The sequence below is a fragment of the Bacillus sp. AK124 genome, from assembly GCF_053903085.1.
Map to the genome: position 1 here is coordinate 2191891 of NZ_CP096378.1, position 21712 is coordinate 2213602.

Annotated in this window: 8 protein-coding genes; all 8 read left to right on the forward strand. The window is 49.1% G+C overall.

Features of this window, described 5'->3' with window-relative positions; genetic code table 11:
• The first annotated feature begins 20 nt into the window (after positions 1–20).
• The 8 genes from M1E06_RS10970 to M1E06_RS11005 all read left to right on the forward strand — a co-directional run bounded on the left by M1E06_RS10970 (position 21) and on the right by M1E06_RS11005 (position 21707).
• Entirely contained in the window at positions 21–10811 is a 10791-nt protein-coding gene (locus M1E06_RS10970) for a non-ribosomal peptide synthetase (RefSeq protein WP_080131410.1), read from the forward strand.
• A 17-nt stretch (positions 10812–10828) separates the two neighbouring features.
• Positions 10829–14632 carry a non-ribosomal peptide synthetase gene (locus M1E06_RS10975; RefSeq protein WP_080131409.1) on the forward strand — a complete coding sequence of 1268 codons (3804 nt, stop codon included), beginning with the start codon at positions 10829–10831 and terminating at the stop codon, positions 14630–14632.
• A 238-nt stretch (positions 14633–14870) separates the two neighbouring features.
• On the forward strand, positions 14871–16211 hold the full coding sequence (locus tag M1E06_RS10980; RefSeq protein WP_020451697.1) for an acetyl-CoA carboxylase biotin carboxylase subunit: 1341 nt from the start codon (positions 14871–14873) through the stop codon (positions 16209–16211).
• 17 nt (positions 16212–16228) lie between these two features.
• Complete coding sequence (locus M1E06_RS10985) at positions 16229–16441, forward strand: acetyl-CoA carboxylase biotin carboxyl carrier protein subunit (protein ID WP_003182452.1); 213 nt, start codon at positions 16229–16231, stop codon at positions 16439–16441.
• 17 nt (positions 16442–16458) lie between these two features.
• Entirely contained in the window at positions 16459–17370 is a 912-nt protein-coding gene (locus M1E06_RS10990; RefSeq protein ID WP_080131408.1) for a hydroxymethylglutaryl-CoA lyase, read from the forward strand.
• A 21-nt stretch (positions 17371–17391) separates the two neighbouring features.
• Positions 17392–18174, forward strand: a complete 783-nt coding sequence (locus tag M1E06_RS10995) for an enoyl-CoA hydratase (protein ID WP_039072760.1) — start codon at positions 17392–17394, stop codon at positions 18172–18174.
• A 20-nt stretch (positions 18175–18194) separates the two neighbouring features.
• Complete coding sequence (locus M1E06_RS11000; RefSeq protein ID WP_026579615.1) at positions 18195–19724, forward strand: acyl-CoA carboxylase subunit beta; 1530 nt, start codon at positions 18195–18197, stop codon at positions 19722–19724.
• Between the two features lie 30 nt (positions 19725–19754).
• The gene (locus M1E06_RS11005) at positions 19755–21707 is read left to right on the forward strand and encodes an AMP-binding protein (RefSeq protein ID WP_080131407.1); all 1953 of its coding nucleotides are present in this window, start codon (positions 19755–19757) and stop codon (positions 21705–21707) included.
• Positions 21708–21712 lie beyond the last annotated feature (5 nt).

Below are 21712 nucleotides of genomic sequence, written 5' to 3' on the forward strand. Positions count from 1 at the left end.
ACAGGAGGCAGGGAAAAAATATGACAAAAAAACATGAGATTCAGGATATTTATCCGCTTTCTTATATGCAGGAAGGCATGCTATTTCACACCCTTCTTAACAAGGACACACAGGCATACGTCGAACAAGCCTCATTTTCAATGACAGGAAAGGTTGACACAGACATTTTTCAGAAAAGCATCACTGCTCTGTGCGCCCGGCACGATATTTTCAGAACGATTTTTATCAGTCAAAATGTATCCGTTCCGCAGCAGGTCGTCTTAAAAGAACGGACGATCACCGTTGAAGAAAAAGATCTGACTCATTTGGATCGATCCGGCCAGCTTAGATTGATCGATGACGTCAAAAAAACAGACAGAGCCAAAGGATTTCATTTGCAAAAAGATGGATTGATGCGCGTCATTCTTTTTAAAACAGGGGAACGCGAATTTACATGCATATGGAGCTTCCATCACATCATTATGGACGGCTGGTGCCTCGGGATTGTCCTGAAGGAGTTTTTCCATATATACGCTTCCCATTTGCACCAAACACCATTAAAGCTTGAGCCTGCTGTGCCTTACAGAACTTATATTCAATGGCTGATGGAGCAGGACAAAGAAGCCGCCGCCCGGTACTGGGAGGGTTATCTTGAAGGATATGACCAACAGAGCCGGCTGCCGCAGCAAAAAAAAGCGGGCGCCAAAAGCAGACAAGAAGAAGTCACCTTTTCCCTTTCTAAAACAGTTACGGATAAGCTGAAAGAGCTGGCCGCAAAGGAAGAAGTCACATTGAGCACCATTTTTCACACGCTTTGGGGAATGTTGCTGCAAGCTTATAACCAGACGGATGATGCGGTTTTCGGTTCGGTTATTTCCGGCAGGCCGGCTGAAATTGCAGGGATAGAGCGGATGATCGGCCTTTTCATTAACACGGTACCGGTGCGTGTTACCGGTACAAAAGTGCCTTTTGTGAAACTGATTAAACAAGTGCAAAAAGATGCGCTCAATGGGCAGCCGTACAGCTACCACCCGCTCTATGAGATACAGGCGGAATCCACCGTCAAACAAGGCTTAATCGACCATATTCTTGTTTTTGAAAATTATCCTGTTGAAAAAGAAATCGCACTGCTGAACAGTGGACAAGATGCAGAGGATCTGTTTCGCATTCATGATTTCAACATGGAAGACGAGACCAACTACAGCTTTTATCTCATGGTGGCACCAGGTGAAAACATTCATCTCAAAATGAGATTTGATTCCGGCATTCATGAACGTTCTTTCATCGAAAGCGTTAAAGGCCATTTGCAGCATATCATCGCACAAGTGCTGGAAAATCCGAATTTGACCCCGGAGGAATTGACGATCACAACACATCAGGAACAAAAAGACCTGCTCAGCACGTTGAAAATAGAGACTAAACAGCGTGAATATGAAACGATCCAGTCGATGTTCGAACGTCAGGCGGCACAATTCCCTGATGAAAAAGCAATTCACTATGAAGGGCAGTCGATCACTTATAAAGAGCTGAATGAAATGGCCAACAAACTTGCACGCCTTCTCCGAAAACGGGATGTCAAACGCCAGGAGCCGGTCGCGATCATGGTCGAACGTTCTCCCGCATTAGCGGCGGGAGTACTCGGCATTTTAAAAGCGGGCGCGGCATTTGTTCCGATTGACCTGAGCCATCCTGCCGAACGCATTCGCTATTGCATAGAAAACAGCGGCTGTCAGCACATAGTATCACAGCATCATGTGGCGGCTTTAGCAAAGTCAGCCGCAACAAAACGATCTGTGACATTCATAGAAGAAGCAGATGCGGAAAGCGACGGAAGCAATGTCGAGACGGTAAACACTGCGGAAGATTTGCTTTACATCATGTATACATCTGGAACAACGGGGAAGCCGAAGGGAGTTTTATTTGAACATCGAAATATGGCCAATTTGCTTCATGACCAATTTGAAAACTCACGTATTGATTTCAAAACAAATGTGCTCCAGTATGCATCTTGTGCGTTTGACGTCTGCTATCAAGAATTGTTTACAACTTTGCTTAGCGGCGGCACGCTTTGCATCGCGCCTGAATCAATCAAGCGCGACCCAGCTCAGTTGTTTTTGTTGATCAATACACAGCGAACAGAAGTCGTCTTTTTCCCGACGGCTTTTGTGAAGATGCTTTTTAATGAGGAACACTATGCGAACCACTATCCAAACTGTGTGAAGCATGTCATCACTGCGGGGGAGCAATTGACGGTCTCGCATATTTTTAAGGCATTGCTCAAGCGGCACGGCATACACTTGCATAATCATTACGGCCCGGCGGAAACCCATGTCGTCTCGACATGCACCATTCATCCTGAGGACGACATCCCGGGTTCTCCGCCGATCGGAAAACCGATCAGCCATAACGCCATGTATATCCTTGACAAATACAAACGACTTCAGCCCTGCGGTGTAGCAGGAGAGCTTTATATATCAGGCGCGAGCGTCGGGAGAGGATATGTCAATAATCCAATCTTGACAAAACAGAAATTTTTGCCCGATCCATTCAGAGCGGGAGCCGTCATGTATCGAACAGGAGATATAGCAAGGCTTCGTGCAGACGGACAAATGGACTATATCGGCCGGACGGATGATCAAGTGAAAATCAGGGGCTACCGGGTCGAACCTAAGGAAATAGAGGTGACATTGGCAAATCATCCTGCTGTTAAGGAAGCGGTTGTCCTGGTTCAAAAAGACAGTGAAGGGGAACATGAATTGTGCGCATACTACAGCACACGGAAACCGATCGACCCTTCTGCATTGCGTCATGATTTGGCCGACGCCATCCCTGACTACATGATGCCAGTAAAATGGACTGCTGTGCCAGCGATTCCGCTTACAGCAAATGGAAAAGTCGATAAAAGCGCCCTCCCAGAACCGACATCATCCGCATCGCATCAGTCATACGCCGCACCTCGCAATTTGAACGAGCTCAGGCTTTCACAGCTTTGGGAAGGTCTACTGAAAAGGGGGCCGGTCGGCATCCGCGACAACTTTTTTGAACTGGGCGGCCATTCTTTAAAAGCAACATCGCTCATCTCTCGCATCGCCAAAGAATGGAACGTTCAGATTCCGTTAAGTGATGTCTTTGCCCATCCGACCGTAGAAGGGTTGGCAGCAGTCATCAGTGAAGCGGAAGAAAACCCGTTTGCTTCGATTCAGCAAATAGAGAAGAAGGAGACATATCTGGTTTCTTCCGCACAAAAACGGATGTATGTTCTGCACCAGCTTGATGGCGGAGGAGTCAGCTACAACATTCCGGCCGTTTTGGAGCTGACAGGCGAGCTCGATCAACAGAGAGTGGAAGCTGTATTTCGCGAACTGATCCGCCGGCATGAACCCCTTAGGACATCATTCGAAGCAGGAGACGACGGCGAGCCGGTGCAGCGGATTCATGAAAAGGTGCCGTTTGCTTTTTCAAACGAATCTTCATCTGAATCATTTATCCGGCCGTTTGATCTTGGAAAGGCTCCGCTTTTCAGGGCGGGCTTAGCGACCATTGAAAAAGGACGATATCTGCTTTTAGTGGACATGCACCATATTATTTCAGACGGTGTCTCCATCCAATTGCTCATGCAGGAATTCAGCGAGCTGTATAAAGGACTTGAACTGGCTCCGTTGCGCATTCAATACAAAGACTATGCAGCATGGCAAGAAACATTCAAAACAAGCGACATATACAAACGGCAAGAATCGTATTGGCTCAAACAACTGGCCGGTGAGCTGCCAGTGCTCGAATTGCCGACGGACAAACCGCGGCCCCCGGCAAAAAGCTTTGCAGGTGACAGGGTTACGTTCGAGATCAGTCAGGAGCTTACATCACGTTTACAACAGCTCGCAGGAGAAAACAGATGCACACTGTATATGACGCTTCTTGGCATATACACCGTTTTATTATCACGGCTAAGCGGGCAGGAAGAGATCATTGTCGGTTCGCCGATCGCGGGCAGACCGCATGCTGACCTGGAATCCGTGCTCGGAATGTTTGTGAACACATTGGCTTTTCGAACACGTCCGGTGAGCGGAATATCTTTCAAACAATATTTACAGGACATTCGAGAAACAGCGCTAGAAGCCTATGAACACCAGGACTATCCGTTAGAGGAGCTGGTTGACCGCCTCGGCGTTCAGCGGGAGATGAGCCGAAATCCGCTCTTTGATACAACGTTTGCACTGCAAAATATGGAGCGGCAACAATTGTCGATGGAGGGGCTTGAGCTTCGGCAGAAAGATATCAGCCACCCGATTTCTAAATTCGACCTGTCACTGTACATGGCCGAAAGCGGCGGACAAATATATTGTCAGTTTGAATACAGTACAGATTTGTTTGAACGGAAAACGATTCAAAAATGGGCCGATTTTTTTAAAACGTTGGCTAAAAACGCTGCACAGCATCCGGAGCTGGAACTGGACCATTTGTCAATCCTTTCGAAAAAGGAAGAAAGCGCACTTCTGCAAAACCTCAGCCCGATGCAAAAAATGGATTTCCCACTGGATCAGCCGCTTCATCATCAGCTCGAGCAGCAGGCAGAAAAGACGCCTGATCGTCCGGCCGTTTTGGCGGATGGCGTCTCTATCTCCTACAGAGAACTGAATGAACGGGCCAATCAAATTGCATGGAAGCTAATTGGCCTCGGTATTCAACAGGAAGATGTGATTGCCGTGATGGGGAGACGTTCACCAGATATGCTGATTGGAATTTATGGCATTTTAAAAGCGGGAGCTGCTTACGTGCCGATCGACCCTGACTATCCTGAAGAACGAATCCGTTTTTTAATGAAGGACAGCGGCGCAAAGACCTTGCTTGCAGAATCTAATCCATCGATGTTTGAAGGAACCATTTTGCCGCTAGATGGCGGGCGCGGGAATCACGGAGAAGCGGCAGTCAATCCGAATCTCCCGGTACCGCCCGATGCCTTGGCCTATATCATCTATACATCCGGCTCAACGGGACGCCCAAAAGGCGTCATGGTGGAACACAGGTCCGTGGTCAATTTTTTATACTCACTGCAAACCCGCTACTCACTTAACGACTCGGACATCATTCTGCATAAAACGTCTTACTCGTTTGATGCTTCAATATGGGAGCTGTTCTGGTGGCCATTCGCCGGGGCTTCTGTTTATCTGCTTCCTCAAGGAGGGGAAAAAGATCCTGAAATCATCTTAAAAGCGCTGGAGGAAAAGGAAGTTACAGCCGCCCATTTTGTCCCTTCTATGCTTCACTCATTCTTGGAATATATGAATCATAGAAAAAAACCGGCCGACATCAGACATTTAAAAAGAGTCTTTGCAGGCGGCGAGCAGCTGGGGGCGCACCTCGTCTCCCGTTTTCATGAGCTTCTGCCGAGGGTGGAATTGACAAATTCCTACGGACCGACGGAAGCGACGGTAGAAGCGGCATACTTTGATGTCCCTAAAAGGAAAACACTTGACCATGTCCCGATCGGCCGATCAGGACACAATATGAGACTCTATATTTTAAATAAAAAACGGCAGCTTCTGCCGTTCGGCTGTCGAGGGGAACTGTATATCGCAGGCGCGGGCGTCGCAAGGGGCTACTTGAACCGTCCGGAGCTGACAGAAGAACGGTTTCTCGATGACCCCTTTTATTCAGGGGAACGCATGTATCAAACGGGCGATCTGGCGAGATGGCTCCCGGACGGCACCGTTGAATGGCTGGGCCGCATGGACGGTCAAGTGAAAATCCGCGGCTACCGGATCGAACCGGGGGAAGTCGAAGCGGCGCTTCGCCAGATCGACGGCGTGCGGGAAGCGGCGGTTATCGCCCGGACAGAAGGGGAGGAAACCGAGCTTTGCGCCTATATTGAAGGTCAGGATCAACAAACTGTAAGGACAGAGCTGGGCAAACGCCTGCCGGCCTACATGATGCCTTCATCCTTCATCGAGATGAAAGAGTGGCCTGTCACTCCGAGCGGAAAGCTTGACCGCAAGGCGCTGCCCGCTCCCGACAGAGCGCCTGAACGACGCGCTTACACCGCGCCGCAAACCATCACGGAAATGAAGCTCGCCAAGCTTTGGGAAGAGGTGCTGAAATACGGCCCTGCCGGCATTCGCGACCACTTTTTCGAACAAGGCGGCCACTCGCTGAAAGCGACAGCGCTCGTCTCCCGCATCGCCAAAGCGTTTGGCGTGCAGGTGCCGCTGAAGGAGATTTTCGCCAAGCCGACACTGGAAGAGCTCGCAGTCGTGATTCAGGAATTGGATGAAAGCCCGCATGCGGCGATTGAACCGGCGGACAAACAGGACACCTATCCGGTGTCCTCGGCGCAAAAGCGGATGTATGTGCTTCAGCAGCTGGAAGACGGCGGTGTCGGCTACAATATGCCGGCGGCGCTTAAGCTGACAGGACCGCTCGACCGCGCCCGGCTTGATGAAGTATTCAGGCAGCTGATCCGCCGCCACGAATCGCTCAGGACGTCGTTTGAAACCGGGGCAGACGGCGAGCCTGTTCAACGCATTCATGATGATGTCCCGTTTCAGCTGATGGAATTGGCCGCGGCTGAAGACTTTGTCCGTCCGTTCCGGCTTCAAGAAGCGCCGCTTTTCCGCGCCGCTCTTGTGAAGGAGGCGGAGGAGAGCCACCTGTTGTTGGTGGACATGCATCACATCATTTCCGACGGGGTGTCTGTCGGCACCTTAATCCGCGAATTCAGCGAGCTGTACGTCAGCCAGACGCTTCACCCGCTGCGGATTCAATATAAAGACTACGCCGTCTGGCAACAGGCATTCAAACAAGGGGAGGCGTACAACAGACAGGAAGCCTATTGGCTGAAGCAGCTCGACGGAGAGCTACCGGTGCTGGAGCTTCCGGCCGACAACGCCCGCCCGGCGGTGCGAAGCTTTGCGGGTGATACAGTGTCCCGCACGCTTGATGCGAAAACAACAGCCGGCCTTTACAAGATCGCCCGCGACAACGGTTGCACCCTGTATATGGTTCTTCTCGCCGCGTACAGCACGCTTCTTGCCCGTCTCAGCGGACAGGAGGACATCATCATCGGTTCGCCGATCGCCGGAAGACCACACAAAGACTTAGAACCTGTCATCGGCATGTTTGTCAACACATTGGCGATCAGAACGCAGCCGGCAGAAAACAAATGTTTCAGCGATTTCTTAAAGGAGGTCCGCGAAACGGCACTTGAGGCATTTGAACATCAGAATTATCCGTTTGAGGAGCTTGTCGACCGGCTTGATGTCGTCCGTGATATGAGCCGCAATCCGTTGTTTGACGCTATGCTTGTCGTACAAAATATGGATCGCCAAGAGCTTTTCCTGGATGGACTGCATATTCAGCCTGCCGATATGCCTCAAACTGGGGCGAAGTTTGATCTGACGCTGCAAGTTTCAGAAGGGGATGAACGCATACACTTTCGGTTTGAATATGCATCATCTTTATTTAAACAAGATACGATCGAACGCTGGGCATCACATTTCACGACAATGCTTCAGCACATTGTCCACGCACCGCAGACAGCGTTGCCTGCCATCAGCATGCTGACAGCTAAAGAACAACAGCTGCTGATGACAAACTTTAACAGGATGCCGGAACAACACGGCCCTAACATAACCGTTCACGAATTATTCGCCCGTCAGGCGGCAAAATCGCCGAGTGCAACTGCACTCATCACTCGGGAAGGGGTGCTCACTTATCAAGAATTAGACGAATGGTCCAACAAAATAGCGAGAACATTGCAAAATCAAGGGATTGGTCCGGATCTCACTGTAGGTATTATGATTCCTAAATCACCAGGCTTGATCGCAGCCGTTCTCGGAACCTGGAAAGCAGGGGGCGCCTATGTCCCAATTGATCTTGGATATCCGGACGAGCGCAAACAATATGTATTAGCCGACAGCGGAGCTAAGCTGCTGATCACCGATAAAAAAGCAATTCATCAAGTACCTGATGGTTTTAAAGGCGAAGTGCTTCTGATTGAAGATGTACAGGAACAGGACACCTCACCTATTCTAACTGCTTCCGGGCCTGATCATTTGGCTTATATCATTTATACATCAGGTACGACGGGCAATCCAAAAGGCGTCATGGTGGAACACAGAGGAGTCGCTTATACAGTTCAGTGGCGCAGTGCTTTTTATGAATTTCATGATCATGATATCGCGCTTCAGCTTTCCTCATTTTCTTTTGACGCATTTGTCACAAGTATGTTTGCGCCGCTTATATCAGGAGTGCAGACCGTTATCCCGGCTGAGGAAGAAGCGAAAGACATTCTCGCTATTAAACAATATCTAGCCGATTACGGCATTACGCATATGAATCTCGTTCCGATTCTATACCGGACACTGCTTGACGTATTGCAGCCGGAAGATGTACAAACACTGCGACTTGTCACATTAGGAGGCGAAGCGATTGAACCGAATTTGCTGGAGCGCAGTTTCTCGCTCAGCCCTGACATAGAGATTTCCAATGAATACGGGCCGACAGAGAGCAGCATCACGGCCACTGCGGCCAGAAGATTGAAACGAGAAGAAAACATCACGATCGGCCGGCCGATCGGCTATACAAATGTTTATATTTTAAAAGGAGATCACTTGCAGCCTATCGGTGTCACCGGAGAACTTTGCATTACAGGACCGGGGCTTGCAAGAGGATATATCAATCTCCCTGAGCAAACGGCAAAAGCTTTCGTTCAAGATCCGTTCCATCCAGATCAGCGCATGTATCGGACGGGGGATTTGGCGAAATGGCTGCCGGACGGCACACTGCAGTATGTCGGCAGGATGGATGAACAAGTCAAAATCAGAGGCTACCGAATCGAGATAAAAGAAGTGGAAGCGGCACTCTCCGGCCTTGCCGTAGTAAAAGAAGCGGCAGTGGTGGATTCTGTTACCGCAGCAGGTCATAAGGAACTGTGCGCTTATATCGTTGTTGAAGACGGCGCAGATTGCGGCATGGTGCGCAAAGCTTTGGCCAAAAAAGTGCCGTCTTACATGGTACCGGCGTTTTTCCAAACGCTTGATGCATTGCCTACCATGCCAAACGGGAAGCTGAATAAGCCCGCACTGGCAAAGATCCCGCACAAGGGAGAGACTAGGCAAACATTTACGGCTCCGGCCACTGATATTGAAAAAGAATTGGCTGCCATCTGGCGCGGGGTGCTCGGTGTGGACAAGATCGGAATTGTTGAATCATTTTTTGAGCTTGGCGGAGATTCCATTAAGGCATTGCAAGTCTCCGCGAGATTGCATCAATCAGGAAAGCAATTGGCCGTAAAAGATATCTTCAGCCATCCGACAATCCAAGAATTGGCGCCATATGTCCGTTTATCACAACAACCGATCAGCCAAGCATCTGTAGAAGGCGAGATGACATGGTCACCGGTGCAAAAATGGTTCCTGTCTCAAGATATAAAAGAAGCCCACCATTTTAATCAGTCGGTTATGCTGCATCGGTCAAATCCGTTAGATGAAGATGCATTGAGGAAAACGCTAAAAGCGATAACCGTCCATCACGATGCACTCAGGCTCATATGCGCCAAAGATGAACAAGGGAACTTGCGCCTGTACAATCGTCCAGCGAACATCGGAGAGGACCAGCTTTACAACTTGCGAATCTTCAATCTGGCCGGCGAACCAAAAGATCATGAACACATTATCAAACACCAAGTTCGTGAGCTGCAAAAAGCAATGGACTTGGAAAACGGGCCGCTGGTGCAAGTCGGGCTTTTCCGCTCAAGCGAAGGAGATGACTTGTTTCTTGCTATCCATCACTTGGCCGTCGACGGCATATCATGGCGGATTATCCTGGAAGACTTGGCATCCGTCTATGAGCAGGCGATTCGCGGAGATGACATAGCACTCCCGCCAAAAACCGCATCATTCCAGACATATACCGAGCAATTAGCCAAGTATGCAGAAAGCCGGCGGTTATTACAGCAAGCAGACTATTGGCGCGCCATCGAACAACATGAAACAGTTGCACTGCCAAAAGATCAGACACATATCGACAAAACCGCTTTGAAAAAACGTAACACCGTATCATTTACTTTAGCTCAACAAGAAACAGACGCGATTCTAAAAGATGTGCACAATGCTTACAATACGGATACCCAAGACCTGCTATTGGCGTCAGCGGTACTCGCTATATGGCAATGGGTGCCGCAAAAGGCGCTAAAAATCGCGCTTGAAGGGCATGGCCGTCAATCTGAGGCGGCACATCACGATATCAGCCGAACTGTAGGGTGGTTTACTTCCATATATCCAGTATTGCTTCAACTTGAACCCAATACATGGGATGACCATCATGAAGAATATATGATCCGCGCATTAAAAATAACAAAAGACACGTTAAGGCGGATACCTGATAAAGGATTTGGATACGGTGTTCTCAAATATATGACACCGCCTGAAAAAGCAAAGATCAAATTCGGCAAAGCACCTGATATCACCTTTAACTATTTAGGACAATTTGAAATCGGAAACCGTGCGCAAACCGAAACAGAACAGCTTGATGCATTTACATTTTCTCCTTTGGGGGGCGGCGAAGATATCACCGGCACTTGGAAGCGTGAACAGTCGCTGGATATCAGCGCACTCGTAGCCGAAGGCAAACTGACCGTTAACATGACATATGAAACAGGGCGTTTTCAAAAAAAAACCATTGAGCGGCTTTCCCAAGATTGTCAGTACTATCTCAGAAAGCTGATGAACCATTGCCTCGGCAAAACTGAAACAGAAAAGACCGTCAGCGACTTTGATGATCGCGAGCTGACCGAGGAAGCTTTTAAAAATATAACCGACTTACTCGGATTTCATTAAACGAGCGGAGGGAAACAATGGATCATACACAAAAAATCCAAAACATTTATCCTTTAAGCCACATGCAGGAAGGAATGCTTTTTCATTCTTTCCTGCAAGACGAAGGAACCGCATATATTGAACAGTCCGTCTTCACAATAAGGGGTCAGATCCATTTAGACTGGTTTCAACAAAGTGTCCAATCGATCATTGACCGCCACGATATTTTCAGAACGGTTTTTTTGCCTCATGTTGCCGGGCTGAAAGAACCGCGCCAGGTCGTTTTACGCGATCGATCCTTTCAATTGCATGCTGAAGACTTGACCGAAATGCCGGAGACCGATCAAACCGCATATATCAGCCAGTTTAAAGAGCGGGATCGGCAGAAAGGCTTCAATCTGCAAAAAGATATGCTGATGCGTATTTCTCTGTTCAAAACGGCGCCGGAACAACACGTATGTGTATGGAGCCATCACCACATCTTAATGGACGGCTGGTGTCTCGGGATCGTACTCCAAGAATTTATGCAGTTGTACGAAGCCATCTATACGGGTGAATCTGTGCCTTTAGATCCTGTTCAGCCATACAGCGCATATATTTCCTGGTTGTATGATCAGGACAAAGACAAAGCCAAGGAATATTGGAAGAACTACTTGACAGACTTCAATGCGCCAACAGGTCTTCCGAAAGTGTCTGCAAAACCTGCTGAAAAGGGATATCGGCAGAAAGAGCTGATGTTTTCATTAGACCGAAAGTTGACAGCCAGACTCAAAACAATCGCCAAACAGCATGGAGCCACACTCGCCACTCTCATACAAACCGTGTGGGGCTTAATGCTTCAGCGCTATAACCGGACAGATGATGTCGTGTTCGGCTCTGTCGTTTCCGGCCGTCCTTCCGTGATTCCGGGTGTTGAGAAGATCATCGGTTTATTTATCAATACTGTGCCGGTTCGAATCAAGACCGAGAGCGAAAATGAAACCTTTTCAGAGCTGCTTCGCCGCTCCCAAAAAGAAAGGCTCGCTCAAGACATGTTCAACTTTTATCCATTGGCTGACATTCAGTCGCAAATCACTTTCAAACAGCATGCGATTGACCATATTTTCGTTTTTGAAAACTACCCTTTGCAGCAAATGCAAGACTCGGCAAACCGCGCCGAATCACCGCTTCAGATCGAAAATGTAAAAGTGTCGGAGCAATCAGGCTACAACTTCAACCTCATGATTGCCCCGGATGATGAACTTGTCATCAAGTTCATCTACAATGCAAACGTTTATGATGAATCATGGATTGACTGTGTGAGGGGCCACCTGCTGGAAGCTTTGCGAAGAGCGGCGGAGGACACCGATATCCCCGCCTCCAGGCTGCCGATGATCGCGCCTGACGAAAAAGCCCGGATCATCGGGGCATTCAACGATACAAAAACAGATTACGATACGAACAAAACAATCACTGACTTGTTTTCCAATCAAGTAGAGAAAACGCCGGAGCATATCGCACTACATGCCGGCGGCTTGACGATGACATACCGAGAGCTGGATCAAACATCCACTGCATGGGCCCGCATCTTCCAAGAACAAGGCTTAAAGAAAAACGGAATTGCCGGCATTTTAGCAGAGCATTCACCTGAATTCATCATCGGAGTTCTTGCCGTTTTGAAAGCAGGCGGCGCCTATCTCCCGCTCGATGCCGAACTGCCGCCTGAACGGATCAGCTGCATGCTGAAAGAAAGCGGGGCGGACGTATTGGCCGTTCAGAAAGGACTCAAGACGAACATTGATTTTCCGAAAAAAGTGTTGATATCCAAGGAAGCGAAATTGGCACCTGTCAGCGATATAAACATAAATACGTGTCCGGATGATCTGGCTTATATCATGTATACATCAGGTTCGACAGGCAAACCAAAGGGCGTAATGATTTCGCACCGCAATGTCGTATCACTGATCTCAAACAGCAATTACACATCAGCCGATACAAATGACCGATTGATCTTAACCGGTTCACTCGGCTTTGACGCCATCACATTTGAAATATTCGGAGCGCTCCTGAAAGGAGCATCTCTTCATGTTATCGACCGCTCGACGATGTTGACTCCTGCCCGTTTTGGCAGCTATTTGCTTCACCATGATATCACAGTGCTGTTTTTAACAACGGCTCTCTTTAACCAGCTTGCACAAGCCCAGCCGGACATGTTTTCAGGGCTCTCCACTTTATATGTCGGCGGGGAAGCTTTGACGCCTGCACTGATGAATACGGTCAGACATCGGTGCCCAAACCTGAAGCTTTATAACATATATGGTCCGACGGAAAATACAACATTCTCTACATTTTATGAAGTCAAGCAAGATTTTTCACAAGCGATTCCCATCGGAAAACCGATCAGCAATTCAAATGCCTTTATTGTTGACGAGAGCGGTCAGCTCGCGCCGATCGGCGTTCCCGGCGAACTTTGCGTCGGCGGCGATGGGGTTGCAAAAGGATATTTGCACAGACCTGATTTGACGAGTCAAGCATTTGTAGAGCATCCGTTTCAACCAGGGGAAAAAATGTACAAAACGGGCGATCTGGCGCGCTGGCTGCCAGACGGCAACTTAGAATATATCAGCCGGATGGACCGGCAAATCAAAATTCGCGGCAAACGAACTGAACCGGCTGAAATAGAAGCGCGGCTCATCGAGATTGAAGGCGTTCAAGAAGCCGCTGTCATCATTGAAGAAAAAAACGAAGAAGCATTCCTTATCGCATATTATGTAAGCGATGATCAAACAGAGGAAAAAACGATCCGTTCATTACTATCAAGGCAGCTTCCCGACTATATGATTCCTCATGATTGGGTTAAACTGGACCGCATGCCTCTTTCGGCAAACGGCAAAATCGACCGCCGCGCGCTGCCTGCACCTGATCAAAAAACGGCTTTGAAACAGATTGTGCCGCCAAGAAACTGGGTCGAAAAAGAACTGATTGACATATGGAGACCTATCCTTGGCGTGAAGGAGCTCGGTATTGAAGATGACTTTTTCGAACTTGGCGGTCATTCGCTAAAGGCTCTTCAAGTCATTCACCAGCTGAAAAACAGCCAGGGGATCGATATTCCGATTGAATTATTATTCGAGAATCCAACAATCGAACAATTGGCCGAAAAGCTGTTTTCACATGAGCTGCGCGCCTCGGCCGTACAGCATGTCAGCAGACTGAATCCGCCGACCGGAGTGAACCTTTTCTGCTTTCCTCCCATTTCGGGCTTCGGGATATTTTATAAAGATCTCGCTGCCAAGCTAAACGGCAAAGCGACTGTGTACGGATTTAACTTTATTGAAGAAGACAGCCGTATGGAACAATACGTGAACAACATCATCCAAAAACAGCCTCGGGGTCCTTATATCCTGCTGGGATATTCAGCGGGAGGCAACACGGCATTTGAGACTGTCAAAGAAATGGAAAACCGTGGTTTGGAGGTCAGCGATCTCATTATTGTCGATGCATATCAAAAGAAACAAGCATTGCCGCCACAGCCAAGCAGCACCTCGGCAGAACATGTTCCCGCTCACCTCAGGGAAGCAGTCATCAAAAAGACGGCAAACTATCAAAAATATTGGGCACAATTAATCAATGGCGGCCAAATCAACGCAAACATCCACTTTATTGAAGCCGGCATTCAGACGGATCAAATTGACAGATTCATATTGCAAAAATGGGCCGACGCCACAACAAGAAACTATCAAGAGTATAAAGGAGCCGGGCCGCATCAGGATATGTTCGAAACTGCCTTTCTGTCAAAAAACGCCGAGATCATTCAACATATCCTCACAAACAGCGGCAAACATGCAGAGCATTCTCGGTAAAAGCCGTCCAAACACCAACAGGCCCGAGCCAAAACATTGAGAGTTCTAAAGCGATTTCTTAAGCTTTAGGACTTTTTTCTTTCAAATCATCATAAGCTGTAAAGAACAGACAAGACCCGTCTGAACCTATGGCAGGAAACAGGATAAGCTACTTCACTTTCGAATTCGCACAATAAATAAATGAAGGCGCTTTCAAATTCTATTTCAGACACTTTTGAATATGAAAGGGGGCATTTTTTTGTTTCAAAAATTGCTTATCGCCAATCGTGGCGAAATCGCACTTCGGATCATCCGAACTTGTAAACGGCTCGGTATTCAGACAGCTGCCGTCTACTCTGAAGCGGATGCTGAGTCCCTGCACGTTAAAGCTGCAGATGAAGCCTGGCTGATCGGCAAACCGCGGGTCAGTGAAAGCTATTTAAATATCGAAAAAATCATCGAAACCGCTAAAAAAGCGGGGGTCTGTGCCATCCACCCGGGATACGGCCTGCTTTCCGAGAACAGCCGTTTTGCCGAAAGATGCCTGCAGGAAAATATCACGTTTATCGGTCCGCCGTCCGATGTGATCGCCAAAATGGGGAGCAAAATTGAAGCAAGGCTAGCGATGGAACAAGCCGGGATTCCCGTCGTTCCCGGCGTGACAAAAAGCTTGGCCGGTCTGAATGAAGCCAAGGCTCTTGCCGAATCCATCGGCTATCCCGTGATGCTCAAGGCTTCTTTTGGAGGCGGAGGCATCGGAATGCAGCTGATTCGCAATGAAGGCGAATTAGCAAAAGCATATGAAGGCAGCCAAAAACGAGCCGCCGATTTTTTCGGAGACGGGGCTATGTACATCGAGAAATATATCGAAGATGCAAGACATATCGAGATTCAGATTTTAACAGACGAATACGGAAATGCCGTCTATCTTTGGGAACGGGACTGTTCGATTCAGAGACGCCAGCAAAAAATCATCGAAGAAGCACCTGCTCCGTTATTCGATGAAAACATGCGCGCGAAGCTCGGTGAAGCGGCCGTGAAAGCCGCGCTGTCGATCGGCTATGCCAACGCCGGGACAATCGAGTTTTTAGTAGACAGCAAGAATCATTTTTATTTTCTCGAGATGAATACCCGCCTGCAGGTCGAACACCCGGTGACAGAGGAAATTACAGGGCTCGACATTGTCGAAGAACAGCTCAATATCGCAGCAGGCAAAGCGCTTCCGTATAAGCAGAAAGACATTCGGCGTGACGGACATGCGATCGAAGTCAGAATCTGTGCCGAAGATCCGAAAACATTTTTCCCTTCGCCGGGACGGATCACTGACCTTAAGCTGCCTGAGCACCCGAATGTCCGTCATGAATGCGCAGCAGCCCCAGGTATGAACATCACACCGTATTACGACCCGATGATCGCCAAGATGATCGTCAAAGGAAATAGCAGAGATGAAGCCATCCGGACATTGGCCGAAGCGCTCTCACAATATCAAGTGAAAGGCATTAAGACAAATATTCCGTTGCTTGAAGACATCGTACGTTCTGACGAATTCCGAAAAGGCGGGGTCCAAACCGATTTTATCAGTCGTTATCAGTCAAAATGAAATTAAGGAGGCGTGCCATGAATACTGTTGTCACCAATATGGCGGGAAACGTGTGGAAAATATTAGTGAAAGCAGGAGACAAAATCGAAAAAGGGCAGGAAGTCGCCATTTTAGAATCGATGAAAATGGAGATTCCGATTGTCGCCGAAACGGCCGGCACCGTCAAAACCGTCAGAAAAAACGAAGGTGATTTTGCCGATGAAGGAGATGTCTTATTGGAGCTTCAATAAGGTCTGGAGGATGGCAAATGAATGTACCGAAGAAAATTTTCATTAAAGAAGTCGGGCCGCGCGACGGTCTGCAAAATGAAGAAACCGCACTCTCGACAGCCGATAAAATAACCTGGATCGACATGCTTTCCCAAACAGGGCTTTCATATATCGAAATCACTTCATTCGTTCATCCTAAATGGATTCCTGCACTGTCTGATGCCCTTGACGTCGCCAAAGGCATTAACCGGAAGCCGGGCGTCACCTACGCAGCCCTCATTCCGAACCGAAAAGGGCTGGAACGGGCTCTCGAAGGAGGGATCGATGAAGCTTCTGTTTTTATGTCGGCAAGCGAGACACACAACCGGAAAAATATTAACAAATCGATCGGCGAAACGCTTCCAGTCTTGCAGGAAGTCACCGGGACAGCAAAACAAGCAGGCCTCACCACCAGAGCCTACCTGTCCACCGTATTTGGCTGTCCTTATGAACATCATGTGCCATTAGAACAAATCATACGCCTCTGTGATGCGTTGTTCAACATGGGCATCGACGAACTTTCTCTCGGAGATACAATCGGCGCAGCGAATCCCGTGCAAGTTCAAAAGGTGCTTGACGTACTTTTAAAACGCTTTCCGAAAGAGAGTTTCGCCCTTCATTTTCATGATACGAGAGGGATGGCGCTCGCCAACATGATCACAGCGATGGATATGGGAATCACCGTATTTGACGCATCATGCGGCGGGCTGGGCGGCTGTCCTTATGCCCCTGGAGCCACGGGAAATGCGGCAACTGATGATTTGATTTACATGTGCGCCCAGATGGGCATCGAAACCGGAGTTGATCTCAGCAAGCTGCTTTCAGCTGCCAAATGGATCGAAGACAAAACCGGGAGAGAGCTACCAAGCCGAAATTTGCAGGCGGCGAAATCAAAGAATTGCTTTTCATAGATTGAGGAGGAGGAAGACCGAATGGAGCCCAATGTTCTTTATTCCATAAACGAGCAGGCGGTCGCCGTGTTGACGTTGAACAGACCGCAAGCTGCAAATGCCCTCTCGCTCGGACTTCTCGACGACCTTCAGCATATCCTTCGCGATATCCGTTCAAACCCGACCGTCCGCTGTGTCATTATAACGGGAGTAGGGAACAGGACGTTTTGTGCAGGTGCCGATTTAAAGGAAAGAGCCCGCATGAGCCCCACAGAAGCGAAGCAGGCCGTTTCCATGATTCAACAAGTGGTCAGCCAGACGGAAAAACTGCCGCAGCCCGTCATCGCTTCATTAAACGGAAGCGCTTTGGGAGGGGGGCTGGAGCTTGCATTGGCGTGCGACATCAGGATCGCAGCCGAACATATTGAACTCGGCCTCCCCGAAACAACGCTCGCGATTATTCCCGGGGCAGGGGGAACACAGCGGCTGCCCCGCTTGATCGGCAGGGGAAAGGCAAAAGAAATGATCTATACCGGCTGCCGCATCAGCGCCGAAGAAGCGCAAAAGATCAGCCTAGTTGAACATGTCGTTCCGCTTCAAAAGTTAAAGGAAACAACCGAAAATATCGCAGCGAACATTGCGGCGAACGGACCGGTTGCCGTCAGACAGGCGAAGTTCGCTATCAATCAAGGGCTTGAGACAGATATCGAAACTGGACTCGTGATTGAACAAAAAGCCTACGAACTGACGATTCCGACGAAAGACAGAACAGAAGGGCTGAAAGCTTTTACAGAAAAGCGGAAGCCGTATTATACGGGAGAATAAAACGAACGGGGGGACAGCCGATGCCGGCCGAAAAGGAATTGTATGAACGCATTCGCCGGATTCAGGAAGGCGGAGCGCAAAAATACCATGAAGCTAATGAGAAAAAAGGAAAATTATTTGTCAGAGACCGATTAAAGCTGCTGCTTGACGAAGGCCTCGACCTTGAGGACGCTTTTTTTGCCAATTGCATGGCAGACGGGCTTCCAGCAGACGGAGTCGTCACGGGAATCGGAAAAATCGGCGGCCGAACCGTTTGCGTCATGGCTAATGATTCAACGGTGAAAGCAGGATCATGGGGAGCGAGAACCGTCGAAAAAATCATCCGCATCCAGGAAACAGCCGAAAAGCTGAATTGTCCGCTTCTTTATTTGGTCGATTCAGCAGGCGCAAGGATTACGGATCAAGTTGACATGTTTCCGGGGCGAAGAGGAGCAGGGCGGATTTTTTATCAGCAAGTCAAATTATCCGGGCGCATCCCGCAAATCTGTCTTTTGTTCGGTCCTTCAGCGGCAGGCGGCGCCTACATACCGGCTTTTTGCGATATCGTTATCATGGTCGAAGGTAACGCCTCGATGTATTTAGGCTCGCCGCGCATGGCGGAAATGGTGATCGGCGAAAAAGTGTCGCTTGAAGAAATGGGCGGAGCGCGAATGCACTGTTCTGTTTCAGGCTGCGGAGACATTCTTGCCGAAACGGAAGAAGATGCGATCAAGTCGGCGCGCCGGTATCTTTCCTACTTTCCGCCGAATTACACCGAAAAAGCGCCTGTTATTGAAGCAAAACCCGCTCGTCCGTTTGACCGGCCGTTGGAGGAGATCATTCCGAAAAACCAAAACGCACCGTTTCAAATGATGGATTTAATCGACCGGATCATTGATGAAGCGTCTTTTTATGAGATCAAAAAATTGTTCGCGCCAGAGCTGATTACCGGTTTGGCGAGGATTCACGGGCAGCCTGTCGGCATCATCGCCAATCAGCCGCGTGTCAAAGGCGGTGTGTTGTTTCACGATTCGGCAGACAAAGCCGCAAAGTTTATCAATTTGTGCGATGCCTATCATATCCCGCTGCTGTTTCTGGCTGATATCCCCGGCTTTATGATCGGAACAAAAGTCGAGAGGGCGGGTATTATCAGACACGGTGCGAAAATGATCTCAGCGATGGCCGAAGCAACCGTGCCGAAAATATCTGTCATCGTCAGGAAAGCTTATGGCGCAGGCTTGTATGCGATGGCGGGACCGGCCTTTGAGCCTGACTGCTGTCTGGCGCTGCCTACGGCTCAGATTGCTGTGATGGGTCCGGAAGCAGCGGTAAATGCCGTTTATGCCAAAAAAATCGCACAATTGCCTGAAGAAGAGCGGTCCGCCTTCATTGCCGAAAAACGGGAAGAGTACCAAAAAGACATAGACATTTACCGGCTTGCTTCAGAAATGATTGTCGACGGGGTCATTCCGGCCGATTCGCTTCGTACGGAACTCATCAAACGGCTGAATGCATATATGACCAAATACATGATATTTACGGAACGGAAGCATCCTGTTTATCCCGTCTAAAGGCCAATGAAACGAAAAGGGGGAAACGGTATGGCCGAAAAAGCGGTTTGGCAGCCTGATCCGGAATTTGTAAAAGCGACCCGGCTGTTTCAATGGATGACAGCTCTCGGTTTTTCCGACTATGATGATTTTTTGAAAGCAAGTACAGACGATATCGCCTGGTTCTGGGAAGAGGCCGAAAAAGCGCTCGGCATCAGCTGGTACAAGCGGTACAGCCAAACATTGAATCTCGATAAAGGCATAAAATGGCCGAAATGGTTTTCCGGCGGACGCTTAAATGCCGTTTGCAGCGCCGTGGAAAAATGGTCCCGACAGCCTGATACGGCCGAGAGGACAGCCCTCATCTGGGAAAGTGAAGACGGAAAAACAGAACGGATCACCTATTCTTCTTTACATCAAAAAGTCGCCCGTGCGGCAGCAGGCTTTAAAAAACAAGGCATATCAAAAGGGGATGTCATTGCGATTTACATGCCGATGATCCCGCAAACGGTCATCGCCATGCTTGCCGCCGCTAAAATCGGCGCGGTATTCTCCCCGGTTTTTTCAGGCTACGGGGCCCATGCGGCAGCCGCGAGACTCAGCGCTGCCGGAGCAAAAATTCTTGTCACGGCAGATGCCTTTTTGCGAAGGGGAAAGAAGGTCTGTATGAAGAAAGAAGCTGACAAAGCAGCAGACCGCGCCCCCACTGTCCAAAAAGTTGTCGTCTGCCGGCTTCACGATGGCGAACAAGATTGGAATCATAAGAGAGATATAGACTGGAATGAATTGATGAAAAGCGATCCTCTCCAGATGACAGAAGAAATGGACAGTTCAGATCCGCTCATGCTGCTTTACACATCAGGCACGACAGGACAACCGAAGGGAGCGGTTCATACCCACGCCGGTTTTCCGCTGAAAGCTGCATTTGATGCGGGCTTCGGGATGGATGTCAAACAAGGGGACACGTTTTTCTGGTTTACAGACATGGGCTGGATGATGGGACCGTTTTTAATATTCGGGGGACTCATAAACGGAGCGGCAGTTTTGCTGTATGACGGAGCACCGGATTTCCCGGCCCCGAGTCGGCTGTGGGAGCTTGTCAGCAGACACCAGGTGTCGCATCTCGGCGTCTCTCCGACGCTCATTCGCTCACTGATGCAGCACGGCGAAAATTTTCTTCATCAATGCGACCTGAGCAGTCTGAAGGCAATCGGCTCAACGGGAGAACCATGGAATTATGAACCGTGGATATGGCTGTTCCGCCATGCTGGAAAAGAGCGGATTCCTATTTTTAATTATTCAGGAGGAACGGAAATTTCAGGCGGCATTTTGGGCAATGTGCTCCTGCGGCCAATCACGCCGATGACGTTTAATTCGCCTCTGCCTGGCATGGCGGCCAATGTCTTCAACGAAAAAGGGGAGGAAGTCGTCAATGAAGTCGGGGAGCTTGTCCTGACAAAGCCGTGGGTCGGCATGACGAACGGTTTTTGGAAGGAGCCTTCCAGATATGAAAAAGCATATTGGAGCCGCTGGACTGACGTCTGGGTGCACGGCGATTGGGCAAAACGTGATGAAAACGGCTACTGGACGATCAGCGGACGTTCTGATGATGTGATCAATACTGCTGGGAAAAGGATCGGGCCCGCCGAAATAGAGTCCGTACTGGTCGGCCATCCAGCGGTGGCGGAAGCAGGCGTTATCGGCGTTCCGGATCAGCTCAAAGGTCAGGCTGCCGTCTGCTTTGTCGTCCTCACACAGTCGGAAAAGCCGTCGGAAAAACTAAAAGATGATTTGCTGAACCTCGCCTCTGACGCGATCGGTAAAGCGATCAAGCCAAAAGCGGTTTACTTTGTCAGCGGTCTGCCGAAGACGAGAAATGCAAAAGTGATGAGACGGCTGATCAGAGCTGCCTATTTGAACGAGCCGGCAGGCGATTTGTCAACATTGGAAAATCGTCAAACATACGATGAAATTGCCGGCCTTTCAGCGCAAAAAAATCTGTAGTATAC